Annotated in this window: 24 protein-coding genes; 12 read left to right on the forward strand and 12 right to left on the reverse strand. The window is 60.5% G+C overall.

What is annotated here, in order from left to right; genetic code table 11:
• Positions 1-29 precede the first annotated feature (29 nt).
• Both ACSQ83_RS33540 and dapA read left to right on the forward strand, forming a co-directional pair.
• Positions 30-929 carry a DMT family transporter gene (locus ACSQ83_RS33540; protein ID WP_436231066.1) on the forward strand — a complete coding sequence of 300 codons (900 nt, stop codon included), beginning with the start codon at positions 30-32 and terminating at the stop codon, positions 927-929.
• A gap of 278 nt (positions 930-1,207) precedes the next feature.
• Complete coding sequence (gene dapA / locus ACSQ83_RS33545; protein ID WP_436231067.1) at positions 1,208-2,065, forward strand: 4-hydroxy-tetrahydrodipicolinate synthase; 858 nt, start codon at positions 1,208-1,210, stop codon at positions 2,063-2,065.
• Between the two features lie 69 nt (positions 2,066-2,134).
• Here dapA and ACSQ83_RS33550 read toward each other — a convergent pair whose 3' ends face one another.
• Positions 2,135-2,815, reverse strand: coding sequence for a hypothetical protein (locus ACSQ83_RS33550; protein WP_414951627.1), 681 nt, complete (start codon positions 2,813-2,815; stop codon positions 2,135-2,137).
• A gap of 459 nt (positions 2,816-3,274) precedes the next feature.
• Here ACSQ83_RS33550 and ACSQ83_RS33555 point away from each other — a divergent pair, with 459 nt between their 5' ends.
• The gene (locus ACSQ83_RS33555; RefSeq protein ID WP_436231068.1) at positions 3,275-4,423 is read left to right on the forward strand and encodes a CaiB/BaiF CoA transferase family protein; all 1,149 of its coding nucleotides are present in this window, start codon (positions 3,275-3,277) and stop codon (positions 4,421-4,423) included.
• A gap of 13 nt (positions 4,424-4,436) precedes the next feature.
• On the opposite strand, the gene ACSQ83_RS33560 is transcribed toward ACSQ83_RS33555, so the two are convergent.
• Positions 4,437-5,990, reverse strand: coding sequence for a sensor histidine kinase (locus tag ACSQ83_RS33560; RefSeq protein WP_414951629.1), 1,554 nt, complete (start codon positions 5,988-5,990; stop codon positions 4,437-4,439).
• A gap of 234 nt (positions 5,991-6,224) precedes the next feature.
• Here ACSQ83_RS33560 and deoC point away from each other — a divergent pair, with 234 nt between their 5' ends.
• The 8 genes from deoC to ACSQ83_RS33600 all read left to right on the forward strand — a co-directional run bounded on the left by deoC (position 6,225) and on the right by ACSQ83_RS33600 (position 16,014).
• Positions 6,225-7,235 (forward strand): deoxyribose-phosphate aldolase, encoded by a 1,011-nt coding sequence (deoC, locus tag ACSQ83_RS33565; RefSeq protein ID WP_414951630.1) that lies wholly within the window; start codon positions 6,225-6,227, stop codon positions 7,233-7,235.
• Between the two features lie 47 nt (positions 7,236-7,282).
• Entirely contained in the window at positions 7,283-9,676 is a 2,394-nt protein-coding gene (locus ACSQ83_RS33570; protein ID WP_436231069.1) for an aldehyde dehydrogenase family protein, read from the forward strand.
• An 84-nt stretch (positions 9,677-9,760) separates the two neighbouring features.
• Positions 9,761-10,243 (forward strand): RbsD/FucU family protein, encoded by a 483-nt coding sequence (locus tag ACSQ83_RS33575; RefSeq protein ID WP_414951632.1) that lies wholly within the window; start codon positions 9,761-9,763, stop codon positions 10,241-10,243.
• Positions 10,240-11,196, forward strand: a complete 957-nt coding sequence (gene rbsK / locus ACSQ83_RS33580) for a ribokinase (protein ID WP_414951633.1) — start codon at positions 10,240-10,242, stop codon at positions 11,194-11,196. Before ACSQ83_RS33575 ends, rbsK begins: the two co-directional genes overlap by 4 nt.
• 16 nt (positions 11,197-11,212) lie before the next feature.
• Complete coding sequence (locus ACSQ83_RS33585) at positions 11,213-12,256, forward strand: ABC transporter permease (RefSeq protein ID WP_436231070.1); 1,044 nt, start codon at positions 11,213-11,215, stop codon at positions 12,254-12,256.
• A 76-nt stretch (positions 12,257-12,332) separates the two neighbouring features.
• Positions 12,333-13,337 carry an autoinducer 2 ABC transporter substrate-binding protein gene (locus ACSQ83_RS33590; RefSeq protein WP_436231071.1) on the forward strand — a complete coding sequence of 335 codons (1,005 nt, stop codon included), beginning with the start codon at positions 12,333-12,335 and terminating at the stop codon, positions 13,335-13,337.
• 77 nt (positions 13,338-13,414) lie between these two features.
• The gene (locus tag ACSQ83_RS33595; RefSeq protein WP_414951636.1) at positions 13,415-14,944 is read left to right on the forward strand and encodes a sugar ABC transporter ATP-binding protein; all 1,530 of its coding nucleotides are present in this window, start codon (positions 13,415-13,417) and stop codon (positions 14,942-14,944) included.
• A complete protein-coding gene (locus tag ACSQ83_RS33600) occupies positions 14,941-16,014 on the forward strand; it encodes an ABC transporter permease (protein ID WP_436231072.1) in 1,074 nt (357 codons plus the stop codon). The genes ACSQ83_RS33595 and ACSQ83_RS33600 overlap by 4 nt, the downstream gene beginning before the upstream one ends.
• 69 nt (positions 16,015-16,083) lie before the next feature.
• Here the strand turns inward: ACSQ83_RS33600 and ACSQ83_RS33605 are convergent, their stop codons facing one another.
• The 9 genes from ACSQ83_RS33605 to ACSQ83_RS33645 all read right to left on the reverse strand — a co-directional run bounded on the left by ACSQ83_RS33605 (position 16,084) and on the right by ACSQ83_RS33645 (position 23,814).
• Positions 16,084-16,803 (reverse strand): DeoR family transcriptional regulator, encoded by a 720-nt coding sequence (locus ACSQ83_RS33605; RefSeq protein WP_436231073.1) that lies wholly within the window; start codon positions 16,801-16,803, stop codon positions 16,084-16,086.
• A 150-nt stretch (positions 16,804-16,953) separates the two neighbouring features.
• Positions 16,954-17,883 (reverse strand): malonate decarboxylase subunit epsilon, encoded by a 930-nt coding sequence (mdcH, locus tag ACSQ83_RS33610; RefSeq protein ID WP_436231074.1) that lies wholly within the window; start codon positions 17,881-17,883, stop codon positions 16,954-16,956.
• A complete protein-coding gene (locus ACSQ83_RS33615) occupies positions 17,880-18,521 on the reverse strand; it encodes a malonate decarboxylase holo-ACP synthase (protein ID WP_414951640.1) in 642 nt (213 codons plus the stop codon). The genes mdcH and ACSQ83_RS33615 overlap by 4 nt, the downstream gene beginning before the upstream one ends.
• The gene (mdcE, locus tag ACSQ83_RS33620; protein WP_436231075.1) at positions 18,506-19,333 is read right to left on the reverse strand and encodes a biotin-independent malonate decarboxylase subunit gamma; all 828 of its coding nucleotides are present in this window, start codon (positions 19,331-19,333) and stop codon (positions 18,506-18,508) included. The genes ACSQ83_RS33615 and mdcE overlap by 16 nt, the downstream gene beginning before the upstream one ends.
• Positions 19,333-20,178 (reverse strand): biotin-independent malonate decarboxylase subunit beta, encoded by an 846-nt coding sequence (locus tag ACSQ83_RS33625; RefSeq protein ID WP_414951642.1) that lies wholly within the window; start codon positions 20,176-20,178, stop codon positions 19,333-19,335. The genes mdcE and ACSQ83_RS33625 overlap by 1 nt, the downstream gene beginning before the upstream one ends.
• A complete protein-coding gene (locus ACSQ83_RS33630; protein WP_414951643.1) occupies positions 20,175-20,477 on the reverse strand; it encodes a malonate decarboxylase subunit delta in 303 nt (100 codons plus the stop codon). Before ACSQ83_RS33630 ends, ACSQ83_RS33625 begins: the two co-directional genes overlap by 4 nt.
• Positions 20,478-20,492: 15 nt before the next feature.
• Complete coding sequence (locus tag ACSQ83_RS33635) at positions 20,493-21,344, reverse strand: triphosphoribosyl-dephospho-CoA synthase (RefSeq protein WP_436231076.1); 852 nt, start codon at positions 21,342-21,344, stop codon at positions 20,493-20,495.
• 6 nt (positions 21,345-21,350) lie between these two features.
• Complete coding sequence (gene mdcA, locus ACSQ83_RS33640; RefSeq protein ID WP_414966296.1) at positions 21,351-23,027, reverse strand: malonate decarboxylase subunit alpha; 1,677 nt, start codon at positions 23,025-23,027, stop codon at positions 21,351-21,353.
• A gap of 46 nt (positions 23,028-23,073) precedes the next feature.
• Positions 23,074-23,814, reverse strand: coding sequence for a GntR family transcriptional regulator (locus ACSQ83_RS33645; protein ID WP_414951646.1), 741 nt, complete (start codon positions 23,812-23,814; stop codon positions 23,074-23,076).
• Between the two features lie 201 nt (positions 23,815-24,015).
• On the opposite strand from ACSQ83_RS33645, the gene ACSQ83_RS33650 reads away from it, so the two are divergent.
• Positions 24,016-25,323, forward strand: a complete 1,308-nt coding sequence (locus ACSQ83_RS33650; RefSeq protein WP_414951647.1) for an MFS transporter — start codon at positions 24,016-24,018, stop codon at positions 25,321-25,323.
• On the opposite strand, the gene ACSQ83_RS33655 is transcribed toward ACSQ83_RS33650, so the two are convergent.
• The coding region (locus ACSQ83_RS33655; protein ID WP_436231077.1) for a hypothetical protein at positions 25,320-25,507 on the reverse strand (188 nt) is incomplete at its 5' end. The two genes, ACSQ83_RS33650 and ACSQ83_RS33655, sit on opposite strands and share 4 nt — an antisense overlap.

Raw genomic sequence — 25,507 nt, forward strand, 5'->3', positions numbered from 1 at the left:
TGAGCTGGCACCACATGAAAGGCGAGGCGATGAGCTCGAGGGAAATGCGCGTTGGCTGCATAGAAATGAGTGTTGCGATGCTGATCTCCGGCACGGTCGGCTGGCTCGTCGTGTCGTCGCAACAAACGCCGCTGAACGTGGTGTTTATCCGTTGCGTGTTCGGCGCGGCAACGCTGCTCGTGATCTGCGCGTTAAAAGGCATGCTGCGCAAAAACTTGTTTTCGTGGCGCATGCTCGGACTGGTGGCGCTCGGCAGCGTCACCATTGTCGGCAACTGGGTGCTGCTGTTTGCGGCTTATTCGCGAGCGTCCATATCGATGGCGACCACGGTCTATAACACCCAGCCGTTCATGCTCGTCCTGCTTGGCGCCATAGTGTTTCGCGAACGAATTACCTTGCGTACGATTCTCTGGCTCAGTGTCGCGTTTGTCGGCCTCGCGCTGGTCGTGCGCGTGGAGCCTGCGGTGTTGGCCAAGCCCGGTGAATATATAGAAGGGATTGGGTATGCGCTCGGCGCGGCATTTCTCTACGCGATTTGTTCGATCGTGACCAAGCAGCTCAAGGGAACGCCGCCTCATTTGATTGCGCTGTTGCACGTGGCGCTTGGCATCATCGTGCTGGCGCCGTTTGTCGATTTCCAGCATCCGCCTTCGACGCCGAATCACTGGGCCGATCTCGTTGTGCTCGGCGTGGTCAATACCGGCATCATGTATGTGCTGCTTTATGGCGCCATTCAGAAATTACCGACCGCGGTGACGGGCGCGTTGTCTTTCATCTATCCGGTTGTGGCGATCATTGTGGATCGGGTCGCGTTCGGACAACGCTTAGGATGGCTGCAGATTGTCGGTGCCGTGTTGATCCTGCTGGCGGCCGCCGGTACGACGTTGGGTTGGGAACTCATGCCGCGAAAACGCACGGCTTTCGAGTAGTCGTTCATCAAGCGTTTTTTCATTTCATCGAACACATTCAGCAAGCTGTCACGGTAACTATTCTTCATGAACTCGCATCACGACACTGCGCACATGGCCGGAGATCACTTAATCGTGATCCGACACGTTGCGCATGCGGGTTCCAAAAGCAAAAAACCGTCGCTCATCTGACCGGAGCGCTGTTCCGTCAGGTGTGACGGAACCGACGCGGCTGGCCATTCTCATCCCTGTTTTCCGACACTCTGACGGTTTTTGTCGGTCAAACAGGAGAGTATGGAATGTCGATTTTTTCGGGTATCTGGATTCCGCTGGTCACGCCGTTTGAGAACGGCCGAGTCGATCACGATGCGCTGCGAAGACTGGTGAGGTCTTACGTTGAAGCCAAGGTAGCAGGGTTTGTCGCGCTGGGAACAACGGGCGAACCTTCGTCGCTCGATCACGGCGAGCAGGCTGAAGTGCTGACCACCATTCTCGATGAAGCCGCGCATCTACCGGTTGTAGTGGGACTTGCTGGGAACAACGCCGTGGAGCTTCGCGAGCGGACTTTGCGCTTGAACGAATTGCCCATTGCCGGTTTGCTGGTTCCTGCGCCTTATTATGTTCGACCCTCGCAAGCCGGCTTGATAAGCCACTTCATCAACCTCGCCGATACCAGCGCGGTTCCTTTGGTTGTCTATGACATTCCGTATCGAACGGGAGTGAGTCTGGACCTCGCGACCCTGTTGACGCTCGCGGGTCATCCGAACGTTCATGCGATCAAGGATTGCGCCGGATCGCTTGAAACAACGCTTGCGCTGATCCTCGATGGACGTTTGTCAGTACTGGCGGGTGAAGACCTGAATATGTTCAATACGCTATGTCTTGGCGGTCACGGTGCGATCGCGGCGAGTGCGCATGTGCGCGCTGCTGATTTCGTTGCGGTTTATAACGACATCAAGGCTGGGCGTATTGATGAAGGGCGTGCGCGGTTTCATCGGCTGGTGCCGCTCATACAAGCGCTTGTAGCCGAGCCTAATCCGGCACCCGTGAAATGCGCGCTCGATGTCTTGGGAATGATTCGTCCAGAACTTCGTGCGCCGATGACGCCGGCGACTGACCGGCTTCGTGGTCAGCTTGGTGCGTTGCTGTTGAGCTAAAAGAGAATCAGCGCGGCGGCGCTTAGCTGTTTAGAACGGCATGCCAAACGCTTAAAAATATCGCCGCGCTTATTTCACCAAATGCAGTCCCTTAGCCAGCACGATGCCCTTCTCGCGATTGATCAGCCAGATATCGCCGACATTCGCATGCAGCGTTGCCGTGCGTGTGGTGATGTCGGTGGGCTCCTCGTTGCTCGGGTCGGTATGGTCCTTGGTTTGCGTCAGATAAGGCGGCACCACGCGACAGATCAGCACGAGCGCGAGATCGCCGTCTTCCTCCGCAAACGCCTCCGGCGATAGGACGAAGCGTCCATGGACCGTCGTCTTGTTGTGCTTGTTGACGGGATCCAGTTCGACGATATCGATGTTCTGTATAAAGCCCTTTGACTTCGCTTCCGATTCAACCACCAGCTTCCGGCCACGGGGCCCGGTAATAGTCTTCTTGAGAACGATCGTGTCGGGGTGATCAGAGTCCGATAAACCCACGTCGACCGTCATGACGTGGACCTTCGACCGGTAGCGAATGCCAAATGGCGCGGGCACCATGAACGCGAGATCGCGGCTTAGCTTGGCGTCCATCAGCGCGGAGTCGTGCAGCGTCTTTGGCAACGCATCGTTGATCAGATCTTCTACGCGATGCGTGAATGTGCGAGTCTTGCTGTCGGTGAATTTGCGCGCCAGCGCGTCCCTGACGGCGGCCGGATCGTCGCCAGTGAAACCCGGCGTCACCACGATACTGATTGGCGCCACATCCTCCGTTCTCCCGGATGCCGCGATTGCGCTGCTGGCCGACTGAGCCTGCGCTGTTGCTGTTGCACACACGCAAAGAAGAGCACAAGCGGCACTTACGCCCGCTCGTTTTATTTCCTGAAGACTCATTAGCAGACTCCCATGGATATGATCGCGGACCGCCTGGTCTTCGTGCTGCACGAGCAGCATTCGAGTCAATTCATTGTTCTTCAATTCTATTCAATCGTACCCGGCTAGAAAAGATAAATGGGGACATTGGCGCGAGGGCGCGGTATTAAACGTAAGCTGGAGACGTTTGGGTCCGCTAATGTAGAGTTTCTCGGATTGAAGAGCATCCGGAAATCAGCCGCTAAAGGGAAACGCTGGTCTCGAACAACCTTTTCCGCTAGGGGAAGCCAATATGAAGTCTTCTGGAATTCATGTGTCGCGGGGCTCGGGTTCATTGCATGGAACGTTGCGATGAGCGGGCCGCTGAAGGGTATTCGCATCGTCGAGATGGTTGGGCTCGGGCCGTGTCCGTTCGCCGCCATGATGCTCGCCGACATGGGCGCGGAAGTGATCCGCATAGATCGTCAGCCGACTGGCGGTGCGACGCCGTATCCCATGCAAGGCACGAAATTCGATGTGATGGCGCGCGGACGCCGCTCGCTCGCGCTGGATCTCAAGCAACCGGAGGGACGTGAGCTGGTCTTGCATCTTGTTGCTCAAGCCGATGCGTTGATCGAGGGTTTTCGCCCTGGCGTGATGGAGCGGCTAGGTCTTGGGCCGGACGTGTGCCTGGAACGCAATCCGAAAATTGTGTACGGCCGCGTGACGGGCTGGGGGCAGGATGGACCGCTCGCCAAGACTGCGGGGCACGATCTGAATTACATCGCGATGAGCGGGATGCTGCACGAGTTCGGGCGCAGCGACGCACCGCCGGTGCCGCCGCTGAATCTGCTCGGCGATTTTGGCGGTGGTGGCATGATGCTCGCGTTTGGTGTGTTGTGCGCGCTGATGGAAACACGCGGATCGGGCAAGGGCCAAGTGATCGATGCCGCGATGGTCGAAGGCTCCGCGCTGCTCGGCGCGATGATCTACGGCTATAAGGCGTTCGGCGCGTGGACGGGCGAACGAGGCTCGAGCATGCTTGGCGGCGGCGCGCATTTCTACAATACCTACGCGTGTGCGGATGGCAAATTCGTGTCGGTCGGGGCCATCGAACCGCAGTTTTATGCGTTGTTGCTGAAGCTTTGCGATATTGACGATGCAGCCTTCGATACCCAGATGGACCGCGAACAATGGCCGCTGCTGAAGACGAAAATAGCGGCTATTTTCGCGACGAAAACGCGAGCGGCGTGGTGTGAATTGATGGAAGGGACAGATGTGTGTTTTGCCCCCGTGCTCGATATGGACGAGGCGCCGGAGCATGCGCATAACCGGGCGCGGGGGACGTTTATCGACGTGGAGGGCGTGAAGCAACCGGCCCCGGCGCCGCGGTTTAGCCGCACGATGCCGGAGGTGAGTTCCCCGCCCGCGAGTCCGGGGCAGGATACCGACGCAATTTTGCGGGACTGGAATGTGCCGGGCGAGTTGGTCGAGCGGTTGCGGGGGAAGAAGGGGGGGTGAGGGGCAAGCACCCTCACCCCGCCGGAAACCTCACCAGAATCCGACTGAACGGCACCGACCTGTCGACAGTAACCGCGCCCGCGCCCTTGCCCGCATAGGTCGTCACAAGCCGCATACCAAGCCCTGTCCCTTGCGGTTTCGGGAAGTCGATAGGAAAACCGTCGCCCTCATCCTCCACGGTCAGCAGTACGCCGGCCTCGGACCGTTCCAGCTTCACGCGCACTGTCCCGCGCCCATACTTCAGCGCGTTTGTCACAAGCTCCGCCGTCACCAGCCCGAGCGGTGCGAGCCGCCCGGCGGGCAGCACGATCGACTCGCCTTCCAGCGATACCTCCCGCCCCGCCGTCAGTTCAGCCAGATCGGCCGTCAATCCGCGCAGATATCCAGTCGCATCCGTCGCTTCCGCGCCATCGTCCTGATAGAGCCGGTGATGCACCGACCCGACCGTGCGCACGCGCGTCGCGGCCGCCTGCAAATGCGTGGCGACCGATTTATCCCCGGCGAGATTCGCCTGCAGCGCAAGCAGCGTCTGCACAAGCTGAAGACTGTTGCGAACCCGGTGATGAACCTCCTTCATCATCAGCGCGGAGTTACCCAATTGCGTCTCCTGGCTCAACACGAGCGCCGCGAGTTTCTCCTCGTTCTCGTGCCGCTCGGTGACATCGCGCATGGTCAGCACGATGCGCTTCACGCGTTCATCGACATCAAGAATAGGCGCCACCGATACATCCCACCAGCGGGCGTCGCCAATACGCGTCGGGCAAGGTCCCTCGAATCGCACCGGTTCGCCGCTGGCCGATTTCGCCAGCGCCTGCAGCACTTTCGGGCGCTGATCGTCGGGCCACAGGTCGGCGCAATGCGTGCCGCCCACCTCCGCGAAGTCGTCAATGCTTAGCGCTGCCAGCCCGTTGTCGTTCATGAATTCGACACCGCCATCCAGCGACAGCACCTGGATGCAGTCCGTGCTCGCGTTCAGCACGCTGGTGGAGAACAGCTCGTCGGCGCCGCTCTGCGATTCCGCAGCAAGCCGTTCGCGGCTCATGGAGATGACGTTCGCGATCGATTCCAGGAAAACGATATCGGTTTCGGTGAAGTCTTCGTCGTCGGGGCTGTCGGCTTCGAGAATGCCGAAAGTCTCCGGAATGCCGCGAATGGGAACGTTGATGGCGCGCTTGATGCCGTGCCGCGCCAGCAGTTCGGGCGTGCGGAAACGATGCTCGGTGCCCAGGTGATTCGACAACACCGGCCGGCCGCTGACGAATGCATGGCCGGCAGGGCTGGCGTCGTCGGCGCCGAGCTCTGTGGTGCCGATATCCGCCGCGTCCCAGCCGACGCCGGCTTCCAGCACGAAGGTTTCGCTTTCGGGCTGATAGCGGAGCACCTTGGCAAAGCGCGAATGCAATCCCGCCGATACCGCCTTGCACGCTTCATCGAGAAGTACGTTCGCGCTGTGTACGCGCAGCACGGACGTCGCGAATTGCACCGCGATCTCGTGCTGCATGCGCAGACGGCTTACGGACCGGTCGACGGCACTGCGGATGGTTTCTTCGGGTGGCAATGCATCCATCGGGTTCTCCTTGACCGCGGTGTCGTCCAGCTTTCTTACAGCGATTGGTGCTCAAGGGTCAATTCTAACCGTGGAGACAAAAAGCCTTCATATCTGGCTGGTGTTCAGTCCGGTTCAGTCCGGCGAAAGGCCTCTCTCGGTATAATCCCGAATGTTATAATCGTAACAACAAGGTGTTAGAATAATGCATCGATTAACCGGAAAATGTTGTGCGCTGCACAACCGGCCATGCTCATGCTCGATGTTGCTTCCCAACCTGTTGTTTCCTTGCGCGGCAAACCGCTCTCCCATCATGAGCAGCAGCGCAATTCTGGCGTGCCGCTGGATCTCTCGTGGGTAGACAGCCTGCGCGTCAACCAATCCGCCGTCGCTCGGCGGGTCGGCACATTAGGCACGCGCCGCGCGGTTAAAAAAGACGCGCAAGCTGCGTGGCTGCTCAAGGCCATCACCTGCATCGACCTGACTACGCTCAATGGCGACGACACCGCCGCCCGCGTCGAGCGCCTGTGCGCCAAAGCGCGCCATCCGGTTCGCGATGACCTGCTTGAGTCGCTCGGCATGCCGGCCGGCTCCATCAAGACCGGCGCCGTGTGCGTGTATCACCGCTTCGTCGGCACGGCGGTCGCCGCGCTCGCAGGCAGCGGCATTCCCGTCGCGGCCGTCTCCACGGGCTTTCCAGCAGGTCTCATTCCGCATCCGCTGAAGTTGAAGGAAATCGAGGCGTCGGTGAAAGACGGCGCGGCGGAAATCGATATTGTCGTCACGCGTGAACACGTACTCACCGGGAACTGGCAAGCGCTCTACGACGAAATGCGCGACTTCCGCGCTGCCTGCGGCCCGGCGCATATCAAGGCGATTCTCGCGACCGGCGACATCCGCACGCTATCGAACATCGCCAAGGCGTCCATGGTCTGCATGATGGCCGGCGCGGATTTCATCAAGACGTCCACCGGCAAGGAAGGCGTCAACGCCACGCTCGACGTCTCGCTCGTCATGGTGCGCATGATCCGCGATTACCTTGAGCGGACCGGCGTGATGATCGGCTTTAAACCAGCAGGCGGCGTGTCCACCGCCAAGTCGGTGCTCGAATACCAGATCCTGATGAAGGAAGAACTTGGCCGCGAATGGCTCGAACCGGAGTTGTTCCGCATAGGCGCATCAAGCCTTCTCGCCGATATCGAACGTCAGCTCGAGCATCACGTCACCGGCCGCTATTCGGCTTTCCATCGACATCCGGTTGCCTGATCTGCTTGCTTGATTTCGCACCGCACCCTCTCTTACACGAGCTCCCCATGAGCGTAGCCGACTACTTCACCTCGATGGATTACGGACCTGCACCGGAAGACGACGGCGCCGCGCGCGCCTGGCTGGATCAACATGCAACGGGCTTTGGCCATTTCATCGGCGGCGCCTTTCGCGCGCCATCGGCCGGTGAGCAATTCGACTCGCTGGAACCGGCCACCGGACGCGTGATCGCGAGCATCGCGCAGGGCGATCACGCCGATATCGACGCGGCCGTCGATGCTGCGCATCGAGCGCTGCCTGCGTGGCAAGCGCTGGGCGGCGCGGGCCGCGCGCGGCATTTGTATGCGCTCTCGCGCATGGTGCAGCGGCATGCGCGTTTGTTTTCGGTGCTCGAATCGCTGGACAACGGCAAGCCGATTCGCGAGTCGCGTGACATCGATATCCCCCTTGTAGCAAGGCATTTTCTGCATCACGCTGGATGGGCGCAGTTGCAGGATCGCGAGTTCGCCGACTGGGCGCCTCTGGGTGTGATCGGCCAGATCGTGCCGTGGAATTTTCCGCTGCTGATGCTCTCGTGGAAGATCGCACCGGCGCTTGCATTGGGTAATTGCGTCGTGCTGAAGCCCGCGGAATATACGCCGCTGACCGCGTTGTTGTTCGCCGAATTGGCCGCGCGTGCAGGCTTGCCTGCCGGCGTGCTGAACGTGGTCACGGGCGATGGGCGCACGGGTGCTGCATTGGTTGATCACCCGCGCGTGGCGAAGATTGCGTTCACCGGGTCGACGGAAGTGGGCCGGCAGATTCGCGTCGCGACTGCGGGCTCGGGCAAGTCGCTCACGCTTGAACTCGGCGGCAAGTCGCCGTTCATCGTCTTCGATGACGCCGATCTCGACAGCGCCGTGGAAGGTGTCGTCGATGCAATCTGGTTCAACCAGGGCCAGGTCTGCTGTGCCGGTTCGCGGCTGCTGGTGCAGGAAGGGGTTGAGAAGCGCTTCATCGATAAATTGAAACGCCGCATGGACACGCTGCGCGTTGGACCGTCGCTCGACAAGGGCATCGATCTGGGTGCGATCGTGGATACCGTGCAACTCGAACGCATTCGTTCGCTGGTTGAGCGCGGTGTGCAGGAAGGCTGCGAGATTCATCAGCCCAAAGGGCTTCGGATGCCCGAGGAAGGCGCGTTTTATCCGCCTACCCTGGTGACGAATGTCGCGCCCGCGTCCACGCTCGCGCAAGAGGAAATATTCGGGCCGGTGCTGGTGACAATGAGCTTTCGCACGCCTGACGAAGCGGTCGCGCTAGCGAATCATTCACGCTATGGGCTGGCCGCGAGCGTGTGGAGCGAGACGATTGGTCGTGCGCTGGATATCGCGCCGCGCCTGCAATGCGGCGTGGTCTGGATCAACGCGACCAATCTCTTCGACGCCGGTGTCGGCTTCGGCGGGTATCGCGAATCGGGCTTCGGGCGTGAAGGCGGACGCGAGGGGATTTACGAGTATCTGAAGCCGCGTGCGTGGACTAAGCTGGCCGTTCGCTCCGCGCCTGGCGAGCGAGTTGCGCAGCCTTCCTCTTTCGAAGCTGCCACGAATAACGTCAGCGCGCTCGACCGTACCGCGAAGCTGTTTATCGGCGGCAAGCAGGTTCGGCCGGACAGCGGTTATTCGCGGCTCGTGCATGCGCCGTCGGGGATGATCGTCGGCGAAGTGGGCGAGGGTAATCGCAAGGACGTACGTAACGCGGTCGCCGCTGCGCGCAGCGCTGAAAAGTGGTCGCAAGCCAGCACGCATAACCGCGCACAGGTGCTGTATTACCTCGCGGAGAATTTGTCGGCACGGGCCGATGAATTCGCGAAGCAACTTGTGACGCGGACGGGCGTGTCTGCCGCCGATGCCGAGCGTGAAGTGGAAGCATCGATCACGCGTTTGTTCACGTACGGCGCGTGGGCCGACAAGTTCGATGGCGCGGTGCATTCGCCGCCGCTCAGAGGCGTTGCGCTGGCGATGCACGAACCGCTCGGCGTGATCGGCGTGGTGTGTCCGGACGAAGCGCCGTTGCTGGGTCTCGTCTCGCTGATCGCACCGGCGCTTGCGTTGGGTAATCGTGTGGTCGCCGTGCCGAGCGAAACGTGCCCGATGATGGCGACCGATTTTTATCAGGTCGCGGAGACCTCGGATGTACCGGCAGGTGCGTTGAACATTGTCACCGGCGAGCGTAAGGCGTTGGCGTCGACCCTGGCGAAACACGACGATGTAGACGCGTTATGGTGCTTCGGCGGCGCGGATTTATCGACACTGACAGAGCGTGAATCGGTGGGCAACCTGAAGCGCACGTTCGTCGATTATGGCCGCGTGTTCGACTGGTTCGATGCCGCGAGCGAAGGCCTGCCGTTCTTGCGGCAAGCAGTGCAAGTAAAGAACATCTGGATCCCGTACGGAGACTGAGCGCCAGGACGTACGGGTTCGAAACAGACTCATGAGCGATGACCTCGCAACACAGCGAGGCACGCTCAACATGAAGGAGACGTAATGCTGAAGAACCTCGATCCGCTGCTGAACGCCGACGTGCTGCACGCACTGGCCGCAATGGGACACGGCGATGAAGTCGTGATCTGCGACGCCAATTTTCCGGCTGATTCCGTCGCGCGCCAAACGGTGCTCGGCCATGTGCTTCGGCTCGATGGCGCGAATGCGCCGCGGGCGATCCGCGCGGTGTTGTCGGTGTTGCCGCTGGACAGTTTCGTCGATCATCCGGCCGAGCGCATGGAAGTGGTCGGCGACGCCAACGCGCTTCCTGCCGTGCAACGCGAAGCTCAGACCGAAGTGGACGCCGCCGAAGGTCGCGCGACGCCCTTTGCTTCCATCGAACGTTTCGCGTTCTATGAACGCGCCAAGCAAGCCTATTGCGTGATCGCGACGGGCGAAGCGCGCGGGTACGGCTGCTTCATCTTCAAGAAGGGCGTGAACCTTGCGCCTGATGCGCCCGCGTCCGGTACGGAGAGCACGCGATGAACCGCAGTGTCGTCATCCTCGGCATCTACGTGACGGATCTCACCTTCCGCGCCGAGCGCATGCCGCTGCTGGGCGAGACCATCGCCGGATCGGCGTTTGCGATGGGACCGGGCGGCAAGGGCTCGAATCAAGCCGTGGCTGCTGCCCGTGCCGGTGCCGACGTGATCTTCTGCACGCGCCTCGGCGCCGATGCGTTCGGCGATATCGCACGCTCGACGTGGTCCGCCGAAGGCATCACGGCGCGGGCGATCACGACCGATGGCGTGGCAACCGGCGCGGCGCATATCTTCGTCGACGATGCCACGGGCGGCAACGCGATCATCGTTGCAGCAGGTGCGGCCGGACGCTTGTGCCCCGAAGACGTCGAAGCGATAGAAGCCGATATCTCGACCGCCGCCGTGTTCGTGACGCAACTCGAACAACCCGTTCCCGCTGCGCGACGCGGTCTTGAACTCGCGCGCCGTCACGGCGTGACCACCGTGTTCAATCCGGCGCCCGCGCTACCGCTCGACGACGACATCTTCCCGCTCTGCGACTACATCACGCCGAACGAAACCGAAGCAACGGCGCTGACAGGTATCCCGATTGTCTCCGTTGACGACGCACGCCGTGCCGCCGATGTCCTGCTAGGAAAGGGCGTGCGCGCGGTAATCGTGACGCTGGGCGAGGCGGGCGCGTTGCTGCATACGCTGGAACAATCGGTGCTGGTGCCGGCCTTCAATTGCGGCCGCGTGGTCGAGACCGCGGGCGCCGGCGATGGCTTCACCGGCGGCTTTGCTGCAGCGCTCGCACGCGGCGAAAGCCCGTTGGACGCGGTGCGTTTCGGCTGCGCGCTGGCGAGCTTGTCAGTCACGCGCGCCGGCACCGCGCCGTCCATGCCGACGCTCGCTGAAATTGAAGCCGTGCTTGCCGAGCCTGCGAAGTCCGGCAGCGCGCCGGCTCATCAATCCTGAACGGAGGAGCGCCTCGATGAATACATCGAAATGGCTCGCCGACCGGCAACTGAATTTTCTTGTCGGCGTGAACCTGCTGGTCGTGATCGTCGCGACCGCGTTGTCGCATGGCCAGTTCGTCGATATCGACAACCTCCAGTCCATGGGTAGTCAGTTGCCCGAACTAGGCCTGCTTGCACTTGGCATCATGCTTTCGATGGTCTCGGGTAATGGCGGTATCGACTTGTCGGGTGTCGCGCTCGCGAACCTCTCGGGCATGGTGGCCGCACAACTGCTGCCCATGCTCGTTTCCGCCGATAACTCCCCGTCGCTCTACACCGCCGTGTTCTGCGTGATTACCGTGGCTCTCGGCGCGATTGGCGGCTTGATGAACGGCGTGATCATCGCGCGTTTGAAACTCACGCCAATTCTCTGCACGCTCGGTACGTCGCTGCTGTTCACAGGCATTGCCGTGGTGTTGAGCAATGGTGCGTCGGTGCGGGTGGAATACGTCGATGCCCTCTCCGACATCGGCAACGGCACCTTCCTGCAAGTGCCTATCTCGCTGTGGATCTTCGTGGCCACCGTGTTGCTGCTCGGCTGGGTGTTGAAGCGCACGCCTTTCGGATTGCGGCTTTATTTAATGGGCACAAATCCGAAAGCGGCATTCTATGCCGGCATTCCGCGCGACCGCATGTTGATCCTCACGTACGGCATGTGCGGCGTGCTCGCGTCGCTCGCCGGGTTGATCAGCGCGACGCATACGTCGAGTGCGAAGTGGGATTACGGCAACTCGTACTTGCTGATCGCGATTCTGATCGCGGTGATGGGCGGCGTGAATCCGGCGGGTGGTTATGGGCGGATTATCTGCGTTTTCCTGGCCGCGACCGTGCTCCAGTTCCTGTCGAGCCTGTTCAACTTGCTGGGCGTCTCGCAGTTCTTCGGCGATTGCGCGTGGGGCTTCCTGCTGCTTGCATCGCTTGCGTTAGCGGGTGGAGAACGCGTGCGCGCGATCTTCGGGCTGGGCGGCGCAGCACCTGTTTCCAAGGCGCCAAAAACACCAGCGCCACCCATGGCATGACTGCATAAACCAAGTTTCGTCAGCTTCAAAATTTCACCTCATGTGCATCACAGACACACCATAACGGAGACAACGCATGAAACTGAATCGAATCGCCATCGCGCTTACCGCAGTCACGCTTGCGGCCGGAGCCATTGCTGTCGCGCAGGCTGCGACCGATCAAACCATCGTCACGGTGGTGAAGGTCACGGGGATCAACTGGTTCAACCGCATGGACGACGGCGTGAAGGAATTCGCGAAGGACAATCCCGGCGTGAACGCATATCAGACCGGACCGGGACGCGCGGACGCTGCGCAACAACTGAAGATCATCGAAGATTTGATCGCGAAGAAAGTCACGGCGATCGCAGTCGTTCCCTACGATCCGCCGACCCTCGAACCGGCGCTGAAGAAAGCAATGGATCGCGGCATCAAGGTCGTTACGCATGAAGCGGACAACGAGAAGAACACGATGGTCGACATCGAAGCCTTCGACAACACCGCGTACGGCGCCGGCCTGAATGAACGTCTGGCGAAATGCATGGGCGACCAGGGCAAATGGGCGGTGCTGGTCGGCTCGCTTGGCAGCCGTTCGCAGGTTCAGTGGGCGGATGGCGGTATCGGCAATGCGAAGCAAAAGTACCCGAAGATGGATCTGGTCGAGCCGAAACTTGAAACCAATAACGATGGCGAACGCGCTTACCAGGTTGCGAAGGAAGTGCTGCGCAAACATCCGGACCTGACGGGCTTCCAAGGGTCGTCGTCGCTGGACGTGATCGGCATTGGACGCGCAGTGGAAGAGGCCGGCAAGATTGGCAAGATCTGCGTGTACGGCACGGGTCTGCCGACAGAAGCCGGCAAGTTCCTGGAGAGCGGCGCGATCAACGGCATTGCGTTCTGGGATCCGAAGCTCGCTGGTATCGCGATGAACAAGGTCGCGAAGATGCTGATCGATGGCAAGACGGTAGAGAACGGTACGGACCTGGGTCTCGTTGGTTATAACAAGGTCACGGTCACCAAGGGTCCGGGCAAGGGCATCATCGTGCGCGGCACCGGTTGGGTGGACGTCGACAAGACCAACTACAAGCAATATCCGTTCTGATTGTCTTCACGTAGCAGCAAAGCGCGCACGGTTGCCGTGCGCGCTGTCTTCAGGAAGTTGAAAGGGTTGAAGGTTCAATGATGAGTACAGTGCCGCTTCTTGAAGTCGTCGATATCCACAAGCGCTTTACCGGCGTGTACGCGCTACGTGGCGTGAGTCTTTCGTTCCAGCGCGGGCAGATCTATCACCTGCTGGGTGAGAACGGCTGCGGCAAGAGCACGCTGATCAAGATCATCTCCGGTGCGCAGCCGCCCGATCAGGGCGAGCTTGTGATCGAAGGCGTCAGGCATGCGCGGCTTGCACCGCTAGAGGCGTTGTCGGCGGGTATCGAAACCGTGTATCAGGATCTTTCGCTGCTGCCAAACATGAGCGTGGCGGAGAACGTGGCATTGACCGCGGAACTGGCCGCGCATGCGGGGCGGCTTGCGCGGACCTTCGATCGCCGTGCGCTGGCGAAAACGGCGGCGCGTGCTTTGGAAGCGGTGGGTTTGCCTGGCGATGCCGATTTTCAGGCCACGCTGGTCGAGCAATTGCCGCTGGCGACGCGGCAACTCGTGGCTATTGCGCGCGCAATTGCGAGCGAGGCGAAGTTCGTCATCATGGATGAGCCGACTACGTCGCTGACGCAAAAGGAAGTCGACAACCTGATCGCCGTACTGGCGAAGCTGCGTGCCGATGGCGTCGCCGTACTGTTCGTGAGCCACAAGCTGGATGAGTGTTACGCGATCGGCGGTGAAGTGATCGTTCTGCGCGACGGCCAGAAGATGGCGCAGGGACCGATCGACAATTATACGAAGGCGCAGATTGGCGAATTGATGACGGGCAAGCAGTTGTCGAATGAGCGATACCGGCAGGCTGAAGTCATGGATGGTCACGACGTTGTGCTGGATGTGAAGGCGTTATCGCGCTCACGTCAGTTCGCCGATGTCACGTTCGCGCTGCATCGCGGAGAGATTCTTGGCGTGACGGGCTTGCTCGACTCGGGGCGCAACGAATTGGCGCGTGCATTGGCCGGCGTCGCGCCTGCGGATAGCGGCACAGTCACGCTGGACGGTTCCATCGTGAGGCTCAAGACGCCTTCCGATGCAAAGTGGCAACGGATTGGCTATGTACCGGAAGACCGCTTGAATGAAGGCCTTTTCCTCGATAAGTCCATTCGCGACAACGTCATCACCGCGATGATTTCAAGTTTGCGCGACCGCTTTGGACAGGTCGACCGGAAGCGCGCACGCGAGCTTGCTGAGCGCACCGTCAAGGAGTTGCAGATCGCGACGCCTGACGTCGATAAACCGGTCCAGTCGCTTTCCGGCGGCAACCAGCAGCGCGTATTGATCGGCCGATGGCTGGCTATTGATCCGCGTGTGTTGATCCTGCACGGCCCGACCGTGGGCGTGGATGTGGGATCGAAGGACATCATTTACCGCATCATGCAGCGGCTGGCGGAGCAGGGCATCGGCATCATTTTGATCAGCGATGACTTGCCTGAGCTGCTGCAGAACTGCGACCGAATTTTGATGATGAAGAAGGGGCGGGTCTCGAACGAATATCGAGCGGAGCAGTTGACCGAAGCCGATCTTTACCACGCTTTACTTTCAGAGGCAGCATGAGCGAGTCACTTCATCGCGTTGCTCAGACATCGCAAGGCGCAACGGCGCCCAGTCCCGTATTGGCCGAGGTTGTGCCGCCACTTCGGCAACTCAGTTTTACTGCACGGTTGATGCGGAATCCTGAATGGTTCACGCTTGGGCTGATTCTCGTGACGTGTGTGGTGGTGGGCACGTTGAATCCTCGCTTCTTCCAGTTCGCGACACTCTTCGATTTGCTGCATTCGGGGACGACGGTGTCGTTGTTCGCAATGGGGACGCTGGTTGTGCTGGCATCGGGCGGTATCGATGTGTCTTTTACAGCCATTGCCGCTTTTACGATGTATTCCATCACCAAGGCCGTTTTTGCGTGGTGGCCCGATGCGCCATTTTTTCTGATTCTGGTTTGCGGCGCGGTGGGCGGCGTGTTGCTTGGGCTGATCAATGGCGTGCTGGTGCATCGGCTGAAGGCGCCTTCGTTGATCGTGACCATTGGCACGCAGTATCTGTATCGCGGGTTGTTGCTGACGTTCGTGGGCACGCAGTTCTTCATGAATATCCCGCATAGCATGGACAGCTTCGGGCAGTTGCCGCTGTTTTTCTATCACACGAACGATGGGCTTCGGGCAGTGCTGCCGGTCTCGGTGATCGCGCTGTTTCTCGCGGCGGCCGTGACGTGGTGGTTGCTTAACCGCACGATGATGGGACGCGGTGTGTACGCGATGGGCGGCAGTTTGCCGATCGCCGAGCGGCTTGGTTATAACCTGCGGGCTATTCACCTGTTTGTGTTTGGGTACACCGGGATGCTCGCCGGGATTGCCGGGATTCTGCATGTATCGACGAATCGGCTGGCGAATCCGTTCGACCTGGTCGGGACTGAACTGGACGTGATCGCGGCGGTGATTCTTGGCGGGGCGCGGATTACCGGCGGGACGGGGACGGTGGTCGGGACGTTGTTGGGCGTGGTCCTGGTTACGCTGATCAATAGCGTGCTGATTCTGATCGGCGTGCCGAGTACCTGGCAAAAAGTGATTATCGGAGCGTTTATTCTGGTGGCGGGGACGTTGTTCGCGCTGGGGAGAAGGGCGGCTTAGGGGAGGTTGATTTTACTTACGGGCAGTCGGAGACCGACTGCCCGTAAGTTTGCCGGGCTCACCGCGGTCTCACTTCCTCGCCTCCATCCCCTTCTCCGTGATCAGCGAATTAAACTGATCCAGTTGGGAAAACCGCACTGCCTTGACCTTCCCCAGCTTGCTGGCATCGACTACAAGATGCCTCTCAACCGCGCTCTCCATGGCAGCCTGTTTGATTGCCACTTCGTGAAAATTCCAGCACGTCACACCGCGCGCCTCATCCACGCCGCCGGCCGATATAAACGCCTTGTTAATGCCCATTCGATGCAACGTCTCAATGCTCTCATTGCTCGAAAACGAATCCGACGAGGGCGCATAAACGCCGCCTAACAAAATCATCCGCACGTTGGTCTTGCGCCGCAAAATTTCGGCGACATTCAGCGAATAACACAGCACCGTTAAATGCATGTCGGCCGGAATGAGTCGCGCCAGGGTGGTCAGCGTCGTCCCGCAATCGATGAAAATAGTCTCGTTGTCAGTCAGCAACCGTGCAGCGACCGCCGATGCTTCGGCCTTGGCCTGCGCAAAATGATCCTTCTCTTCATCGATGGTATAACCCGCGCCGTTCGGGACATCCGAAGCGCGAACGATATAACCGCCAAGGTAAGTGAACGTCCCCGGACTCGCCGCTATGTCGCGGCGAACCGTCATCTCCGATACATCGAGCAAGGTCGCCGCATCGCGAAGACGCATCACACTTTGCTCACGCAAAGCATCGGCAAGAACACGCAAACGATCGCTTTTGGTCATTCGCTGAGGACAGTGGACGCAAGCCGCGCGTCGTGGATGTGGTTGTTAGATTTTGTTCGCTAGATGAAATGATTATAACAAGCGAACCCGCGAAAAGTGATCGGGGAAAACGCTTTGCAATGGAGAGGTTGGTGAAGCGCAAGGCGGGGACTACCCGCCGGAGCGTGCCCGGATCAGCGCGGCAGCCGAGGGAATCGATATCTGCTCTATCGCTACTTTGGCGACATTCGGCAACGCGTCTTCCGCGAGTTGGGTCAGCGTGCGCCCCGGTGGCATCTCAACGAACACCTGTGCGCCGAGTTCACCCAGCACGATAGTGGAGTCGTGCCATCGAACGGGATATCGCAAGTTCGTTGCGAGGTCGGTACGGATAGCGTCGGCCTGGCGCAAGGGCCGTGCGCCGCGATTGCTGATGTAGGGAACCGATGGCGTATGGAACGTGATCTTGCTTGCGGCTTCGGTGAGTTCGCGAGCGGCGTCGTCGAGTAGAACGCAGTGAGACGGCACGCTCACCGCCAGCCGCTCGGCCTTGCGCGCGCCAGCTTTCAATGCGTATTCGCGGACGTGGTCGAGGTCAGCATCGGCGCCTGCCACTACGATTTGTCGCGGCGCATTCAAATTTGCAATGTACGCGGCCTGCGCGTGAGCATTCGCGATCACGGTATTCAGTTCGCGTTCACGCAAGCCCGACACCGCCAGCAACCCGTAGCCGTGGGGAAAAGCATTCTCCATCAATTGCGCGCGAAGCTGAAGGAGCCGCAACGCGTCGCTAAAAGAAACCGCATTGCATGCAACCGCAGCGCCATACGCTCCCACCGATAAACCCGCTACCGCATCCGGCTCGATCCCTTCATCCTGCAATGCTCGCACGGTCGCGACGCCAGCAACAAGCAAGCTGAGTTGCACCGCTACGGTTGACGTCAAAGCGTCGGCGCGATCGAGCGAGAGCATATCGATATGCAGTACATCCGATGCTTCCTCGATGGTTTCAGCAATACGCGCGTGCGGCGTCGCGCCACCTAGCGTGTGTAAAAAGCCCGCGAATTGCGAACCTTGGCCGGGGAAGAGGAACGCGATCATGTTGCTTGGCTCGTCTGCCAAGGGTCGGCAACGAGCTTCGGACCATCGGCGCATCGCAGCATGACACGTGCGCCGGGATGCGCATATTCGGCCAGCGAGAATGCGCCGTCGTTTGTCTGGATCTGGATGTCGATGCGCGTGCCGTGGTCGAGCGCGGCTTGAGAGAGGGCATTGAATAAAGTGTTCGCAGTGGCGCGGTCGAGCGGCTCAGGCGCACGCAGCACCAGGTCGAGATCGCTTGTTTGCGTGACCGTCGGACAGCCACTGGCGAGCTCAAAGCCAGCGCTGCCAGTAGGTCCCCAAGCGTGGCCGCTCGAATCGCACAGTGGCGTAATTGCTTGCAGCAATGCAAACGCGGGCAAGTTCGCGCGCGTTGTTGAGCGCTTCAAATTTGCAAGAAGCGTCTCGGGTTGCAACACGTGCTCAACATAACGCGCATCAAGCCACGAGCCGAAACGCTTGCTCCGCACTTCGCCACGAATGCCAACCGCGATCAAATCATTCACGGACGCCGCGCGTCGAACCACTACGAACGGTGCGCGTTTTAGCGATGCTGCAACCCACGCCGGCGCATCGGGAAAATCCGGCGTTCCCGGCGCGAGCCGCAACAGGTCGTGCGGATTCACGACGCGTCCCATTGCTCCGCCATGCGCTTGCGGACTTCTATCGACGCCGCGCGAATCTTCTTGGCATCGTCGGATTGCAATCGCGATGAAAGATCGCGTGGACCTTTCCGTGCATCGTCGATCGCAGCGATCAGCGAACCACGCACGCGGTCGATATCGTCATTCCCGGGCGCATCCGCATTGACGCCGGCGATCAGCTCATGCAACAGCCCGAGCTTGGCGTAAGCACTCATCTTGTACGACATGGGCAAGACGCGATCGCCGAGTTCATCCAGTCCTTCAACGCTGCGACGCGTGACCCGGGCGGCGGCTTCCTTGCCCATCGCGTGCACGCTGATGCCATCCGCGTCGAGCGCGATGATCCGGTTCGCCTGATAACCATGCGCGAGAAAAGCACCGGACATTGCCGGGCCGACAATCAGCGCGATCACCGGATGCCCGGCGAGCCGCGCGCTTGCATAGGCATCGACACCGGCCGCACACGCAAGATGAACACCGAGCAGCTCTTCGCGACGACCGTATGCCTGGCTCTTCACATCGACAATAGCCACGATCGGACGCTTGACTGCAGCATCGCGATCCGCATCCATCGCGTCACGTACGGCGCGTGCAAGCAACCAGCCTTGTTCGAGGCCGACGACGTTATCGGTCGCGCGCGGAAAGCGGTTATGCGGATCGGGCACGATGCTGATGAAACGTGCGCGCGTGTCGCCAAGCGGTGCGTCAGCGCTGCGGATCGGACCTTCGTGGCCTTCGTTGCCCGAGGCCGGTTGAGCGTTCGACGTCAATGCATCGAACCAGATTTGTCCACGTGATGCGTTCATCACACTTCTCCTTGCCAAAGCGTCCGCAACACAGCGGGGTCGATTGCCGATGGATCCACGCGCGCAAGCCGTTCAAGTTGTGCATCGACTTGTTCGGTCCGATGGCTCGCCGGCACGCCGCTTTTGAACGCGCTGAGCACAGCGTTGAGAACTTCGTTGGTATCGTCTTCCACGAGCGCATCAACCAGGCCTACGGCGGCACGTTGCTCACCGCCGATCATCGACCAGATGAGGCGCCGGTCGCGTGAATCGAGTTCTTCAACGCCTGCTTCCTGTTCGATAACCTCAGGCCCGTTCATCCCGAGCCGTGCCTGTCGCGTCATAATCAAGCGCGTGCACAATGCCGCCGCGAGCGACATGCCGCCGAAGCAACCCACCATGCCACCGATCACGCCGACCACCGGGACATATCGGCGCAAGGCGACGATTCCCGCCTGGATCTCGGCGATCACTGCGAGCCCAAGATTCGCTTCCTGCAGCCGGACGCCGCCCGTTTCGAACAGGATCACCGGCAGGATCTTGCGGCCTGCTTCGAACTCGCGCACAGCCATTTCAAGTGCCGCCGCGATCTTCGCCCCCGACACTTCGCCGATGCTGCCGCCTTGAAACGCAGGCTCGATCGCCGCGATCACCGCCGCTTCGCCACCAAGCGTACCGCGCGCAATGACCGCGCCGTCGTCGGCTTGGCAGACCACGTTCTGCATGGCGAGCCACGGCGATTCGAGCCGGTCGAACGGTCCGATCAACTCGCGGAAGGTGCCGGCATCGAGCAAAGCGCGCGCACGTTCGCGTGCGGTCAGTTCGATAAAACTATGCTGCGCGATGAAGTTCTCGTGAGCGTTCATGACGCAACTCCTTCACTCGCTTCCACGGCTTCGGCGAGCCGCAGCATGACCACGCCGGGCGTTGCGCCGAAGTCATTAAGTTCGAGGCGCGCGGCGCCGTCGTAGCGTGAGAAAAAACGATCGAGCACGCTTTTCCATACGTGTTCGTAACCGTCGACGCTCGTGCGGATCACGACTTCCGCATGTTCACTCTCCGATGGCGACAGCAGGATTTCCAGGTCACCCGAGCCGACCACGCCCACATGCGCGCGTTGCGGCACGGGGCGGGTGGCGGGATATTCGTAGCGCAAGTTTTCCATGACGTGTTCTCCGCGTCAGTCGACGCGCGGCAGGGTATCGAGGAAGAGGGTGGCAGCCAGCAAATCCGCTGCGCCTCCGGGAGATGCGTTCAATTCAGTCAGACGTTGATCGAGGCGGGCGAGCGCGGCGCGGCCCTGCGGCCGTGCTGCTCCGCCAGCCTGCAGTGCAATGCGTGCGCCTGTTTGCGCAGCCTCAAGTGCGACCCGGCCGCCGCGATGCAGCAAGCAGGTATCGTCGAGCGTCGCGATGATGGCGAGCAATGCATCGAGCCTCGCTTCATCTTCGGTCGCGCCGTTCGCACGCGAACGATGCAACGCAGGCAAGCCGGCCTCACGTACGTGCGGGAAACCTTCCGCCGCCTGACCGCGTGCGCCGGCTACACCGAAACGTTGGACAACGCGGGCACCGTTACTCATCGCATCAGGCGCGAAACGGTCCTCGAAACGAGCGATGGCGGCAGCTTGCGCACAGAGTTCCAATGGCCCGGCCAATGAAGTCATTGCCGCCGCCGCGCATAACAAGCCAACAATCCATATCGCCCCGCGATGTGCATTGCTGCCATTCGTTGCGCGCAGCATGGCCACTTCACCTTCACGGCCGATCCGCGCAAGTTGCTCGCGCAGCCGTTGCGAAGGTTTTTGACCGACCGCCGCGCGCGCCAGTGCAAGGAACGTCGGCCGCAACGAATGTGCCGAACGCAGCATGGTGTCGAGGTCGAGATCACGATGCGCACCGCTTCCGCGCCGGTCCACCAACGCTGGCTTCGGCGTGAGACTCGCTTCGTCGATCAACGCAGCGACCGCAAGCTCCGCGAGCGCCGACGGGTCACACGTAACGTCGAGGAATACAGGTTGAGTGCAGGCCATCGCGGCTCACCAGCTGCGGAATTGTGGCGGCGGCTGATACAGCCCACCCGACCACGCAACCAGATCGTCGATACTCCGTGCCGCCAGCAGCGAGCGCTTCGCCTCTCCGCGCCGGATGCCGAGGTCTTCCGGGTACGCGACAATGCCTCGCCGCCGCAGCTCCGCCGTCTTGACGGGGTCGGCGCGCATGCCGATAGGTGTAACGCCCGCCACCGCACGCAACGCCGCACGGCGCTCTTCAACGCCTTCGGCGGCGTGCAGGTACGCGATCCCTTCTTCGGTCACTACGTGACTCACATCGTCGCCATAGATCATGACCGGGGCTATCGGCATGTTGCTTTGCTTGCCGACGGCGATGGCATCGAGCGCATCGACAATAGTCGGCTCACCGCCTTTCTTGAAGGTCTCGGCGGTTTGAACAACCAGCTTATGCCCGCGTCCGATTGCGTTGTTCGGTCCATCGTTTTTCATCAGCTTCAACCACGCTTCGCTCGAATGACGGCGCCCGCGCGGATCGTGTCCCATGTTCGGCGCACCGCCGAATCCAGCAAGGCGGCCCAGCGTGACAGTCGATGAATTCGCGTCGGCGTCCATCTGCAACGTCGAGCCGATAAACAGATCGACGCCATATTGCCCCGCGAGCTGGCACAACACGCGGTTCGATCGGAGGCTGCCGTCGCGGCCCGTGAAGAACACATCCGAGCGCGCTTCGATGTAATCCTCCATGCCCACTTCGCTGCCGAAGCAATGCACGCTTTCGACCCAGCCGCTTTCGATGGCCGGGATCAGCGTGGGATGCGGGTTGAGCGCCCAGTGCGTGCAGATCTTTCCCTTCAGCCCGTGCGCTGCACCATAGGTGGGCAGCAGCAATTCGATCGCGGCGGTGTCGAAGCCAATGCCGTGGTTCAGCGCCTTCACGCCATAACGCTCGTAGATCCCGCGGATGCTCATCATGGCCATGAGGATCTGCAACTCGCCGATATGACGCGGGTCGCGCGTGAACAGCGGCTCGACGGCAAACGGCCGGTCGGCTTGCACGACGACATCGACCCATGAGCCGGGGATATCGACACGCGGCAGTTCATCGACGATCTCGTTCACCTGCGCCACCACGATGCCATGACGGAACGCGGTCGCCTCCACAATGGTCGGCGTGTCCTCGGTGTTCGGGCCCGTATACAAATTGCCGTGGCGATCGGCCTGCACGGCGCAGACCAGCGCGACTTGCGGCGTCAGGTCGATAAACATACGTGCATACAGTTCTATATACGTATAGATCGCGCCGATTTCGAGTTGCCCGTCTTCGAGCAACTGTGCGACGCGCAGACTCTGCGGCCCCGCAAACGAGAAGTCCACCTTGCGGGCGATGCCGCGCTCGAACAGCGTCAAGTGTTCCGGCCGGCTGATGCTGGAAATCAGCAGATGAACGTCATGCACGCGCGCCGGATCGAGTTTCGCAAACGCACGAGAGAGGAAGTCGGCCTGCTTCTGGTTGTTGCCTTCCAGCGCGACACGATCGCCGGATTGGATCAGTGTTTCGAGGGCGTCGACAATGCGTTCTGCCTTGAGCACGCCATTGTCGAGCCAGCCTTCGATTGCTTTCAGGCGACGCGCTTTTTCAAGCGCACGCGTGTTCCACTGGCGCGGTGCTGGGGTGATGCCGGCTTGTGCGGGGGGATTCATGCGGTGGCCTCGGTGTTGGGCAGGATTAGCGAAACGACATCAGCGTTTAGTCTGACCGCGAAGTGGAAGGACGGCGGCGCTTCTTGGGCTGCGTGGCTTGAGCCTGCATTTGCGCGTCGTGGAGAAAACGATAAACCAGTTCGCCCGTCGCAAGCAGATGGCGGGCGACCAGTGTTTGCGCCGCTTCGGTGTCGCGGGCGTGCAGTGCGTCGAGAATGGCTTCGTGCTCGGCGTCGGACTGCCCCTTGAACGTGGGCATGCCGAACTTGAGCCGCAAATAACGCTCGCCCCGCCGATGCATCGTGCCAATCAATTCCATGAGGTGAGGGCGCTCGGCGGGCGCATACAGGCTCATGTGGAACTGTTCATTTCGTACTACGTAGAGCGCCTGGTCCTGTTCTTTGGACGCGGCCAACAGCAATTCGCGTGCCTCGGCCAGCGTTGCGTCTGTATGACGCTCGATCGCAATGCCGATCGCCAGACTTTCCAGCGAAGCGCGGATTTCGTAGATCTCACGGGCTTCATCGGGCGATTGCAGGCTGACCGACGCACCCCGGTTTTGCTCAATGGTGACCCAGCCTTCAGTGTCCAGTTGCCGGAACGCTTCGCGTACTGGAATGGCGCTGACCGAGAACTGCTTGGCGATAGCGTCCTGGCGCAGCGGCTCGCCCGGCAACAGCGTTCCTTCGACAATCGCCGAGCGCAACGCGTCCGCTATATAACGCGACGTGCTCTGGCGCGGCTCGAAATGCGCCTCGCGAAACTGGGGATTCAGGTCGTTTTTCATGCTTTTTTCTACCGATGCTAGGTACAAGTGCGGAGTGGTCAACAGCTCGTTTTCAAATATTATATATGAAAATGCACTTTTGGGCGATCAGATGCTAACCCGATCTTTTTAGCGCAGACGCCCGGATTGGCGAACAGAGTGCGTCGTTCATATCTGGCTGATACCAGCTCATACACGTTTACACCTACCAGGAAGACAGTTATGCCAAGCACGCTCGAACGTTCGACAGGCGCCCTACGGCGCACCCGTACACCACTTAACCGGACACAGATCGTAGGCTTTTGGGGTGCCTGGGCCGGCTGGACGCTTGATGGCATGGATTCGTTCATCTATGCACTGGTGCTGGCGCCTGCGCTGACTGAACTGTTGCCGAAGTCCGGCTATGCTGCCACGCCCGCGAATGTGGGGCTGGCAGGGTCAATCCTGTTTGCGCTGTTCCTGGTGGGTTGGGGGCTGTCGTTCATCTGGGGTCCGCTTGCCGACCGCTTCGGGCGCACGAAGGTGCTCGCGGCGACTATCTTCACCTTCGCGATCTTCACCGGGCTTGCTGCGACTTCCCATACCGTTTGGGAGTTGGGTATCTATCGTTTTCTTGCGGGCGTGGGAATTGGCGGGGAGTGGGCGCTGGCCGGGACTTATGTGGCGGAAGCATGGCCGGAGGATCGACGCAAGATGGGTGCGGGCTATCTCCAGACGGGGTATTACGCGGGCTTCTTCATTGCTGCCGCACTCAACTACACGATCGGCGCAACCTTTGGCTGGCGCGCGATGTTTTTGGTCGGCATCGTGCCGGTGGTCGTATCTATTGTTGTGTTGCTGCGCGTGAAGGAAACCGAGAAGTGGCAGAAGGTTGAAGCGACTGTGGTGAAGCAGGCGAGTTCGCTGCGATCGATCTTCTCGGCGCAATACCGGCAACGCACGATTGTTGCGACGGTGTTGTTGACGGTTGCGATTATTGGGCTTTGGGCGGGCGCGGTGTATGAACCGTCGGCAGTGATTCAGCTTGCGACGAAGGCTGGCATGACGAAGGCGGATGCTTCCAGGACGGCTTCGATTGCGACGGGGTTGTTGTCGATCGGCACGATCATTGGCTGTCTCGCTTTGCCGCCAATGGCTGAGCGTATTGGGCGAAAACTGACGCTTGCGGTGTACTTCGTGGGTATGGCAGTGTCGATCGCACTGGCGTTTGGCTGGGCGTTTTATCTGGAGAACGGGCTTGTGCCGTTCATCGCACTGTTGGTGGTGCTTGGTTTCTTCGGCGGTAACTTCGCGTTGTTCAGCTTGTGGCTGCCGGAGCAGTTCGAGACACGCGTGCGTGCGACGGCATTTGCTTTTTGTACGTCGATAGGACGGTTCTTCGGGGCAATCGTGAACTTCGGGATTGGCGCGATGGTGCTGCACATGAAAACGCTAGGCGTGCCGATTGCGCTGACCGCGATTGCGTTTGTGATCGGGCTGGCGGTGATTCCGTTTGCGCCGGAAACTAAGGGGCAGGATTTACCGAGTTAAGGGGGATGGGGGATGGGGGTGCGGGATGGCGGGTTCGGGGGGGCGGTCTGGTTCAATGCCGGGTTGCACGGGTTCTGGCGTTCGCGGTCGGAGTCAATGCCGGGTTGCACGGGTTCTAGGTTAGCGGTCTGGTTCAATGCCGGGTTGCTGCTCTCCAGGTTTTCGCGAGTTTTATGTTGGCTAT

Origin of the sequence: Caballeronia sp. LjRoot29, from assembly GCF_964252755.1 — a bacterium.
Taxonomy (GTDB): Bacteria; Pseudomonadota; Gammaproteobacteria; order Burkholderiales; family Burkholderiaceae; genus Caballeronia.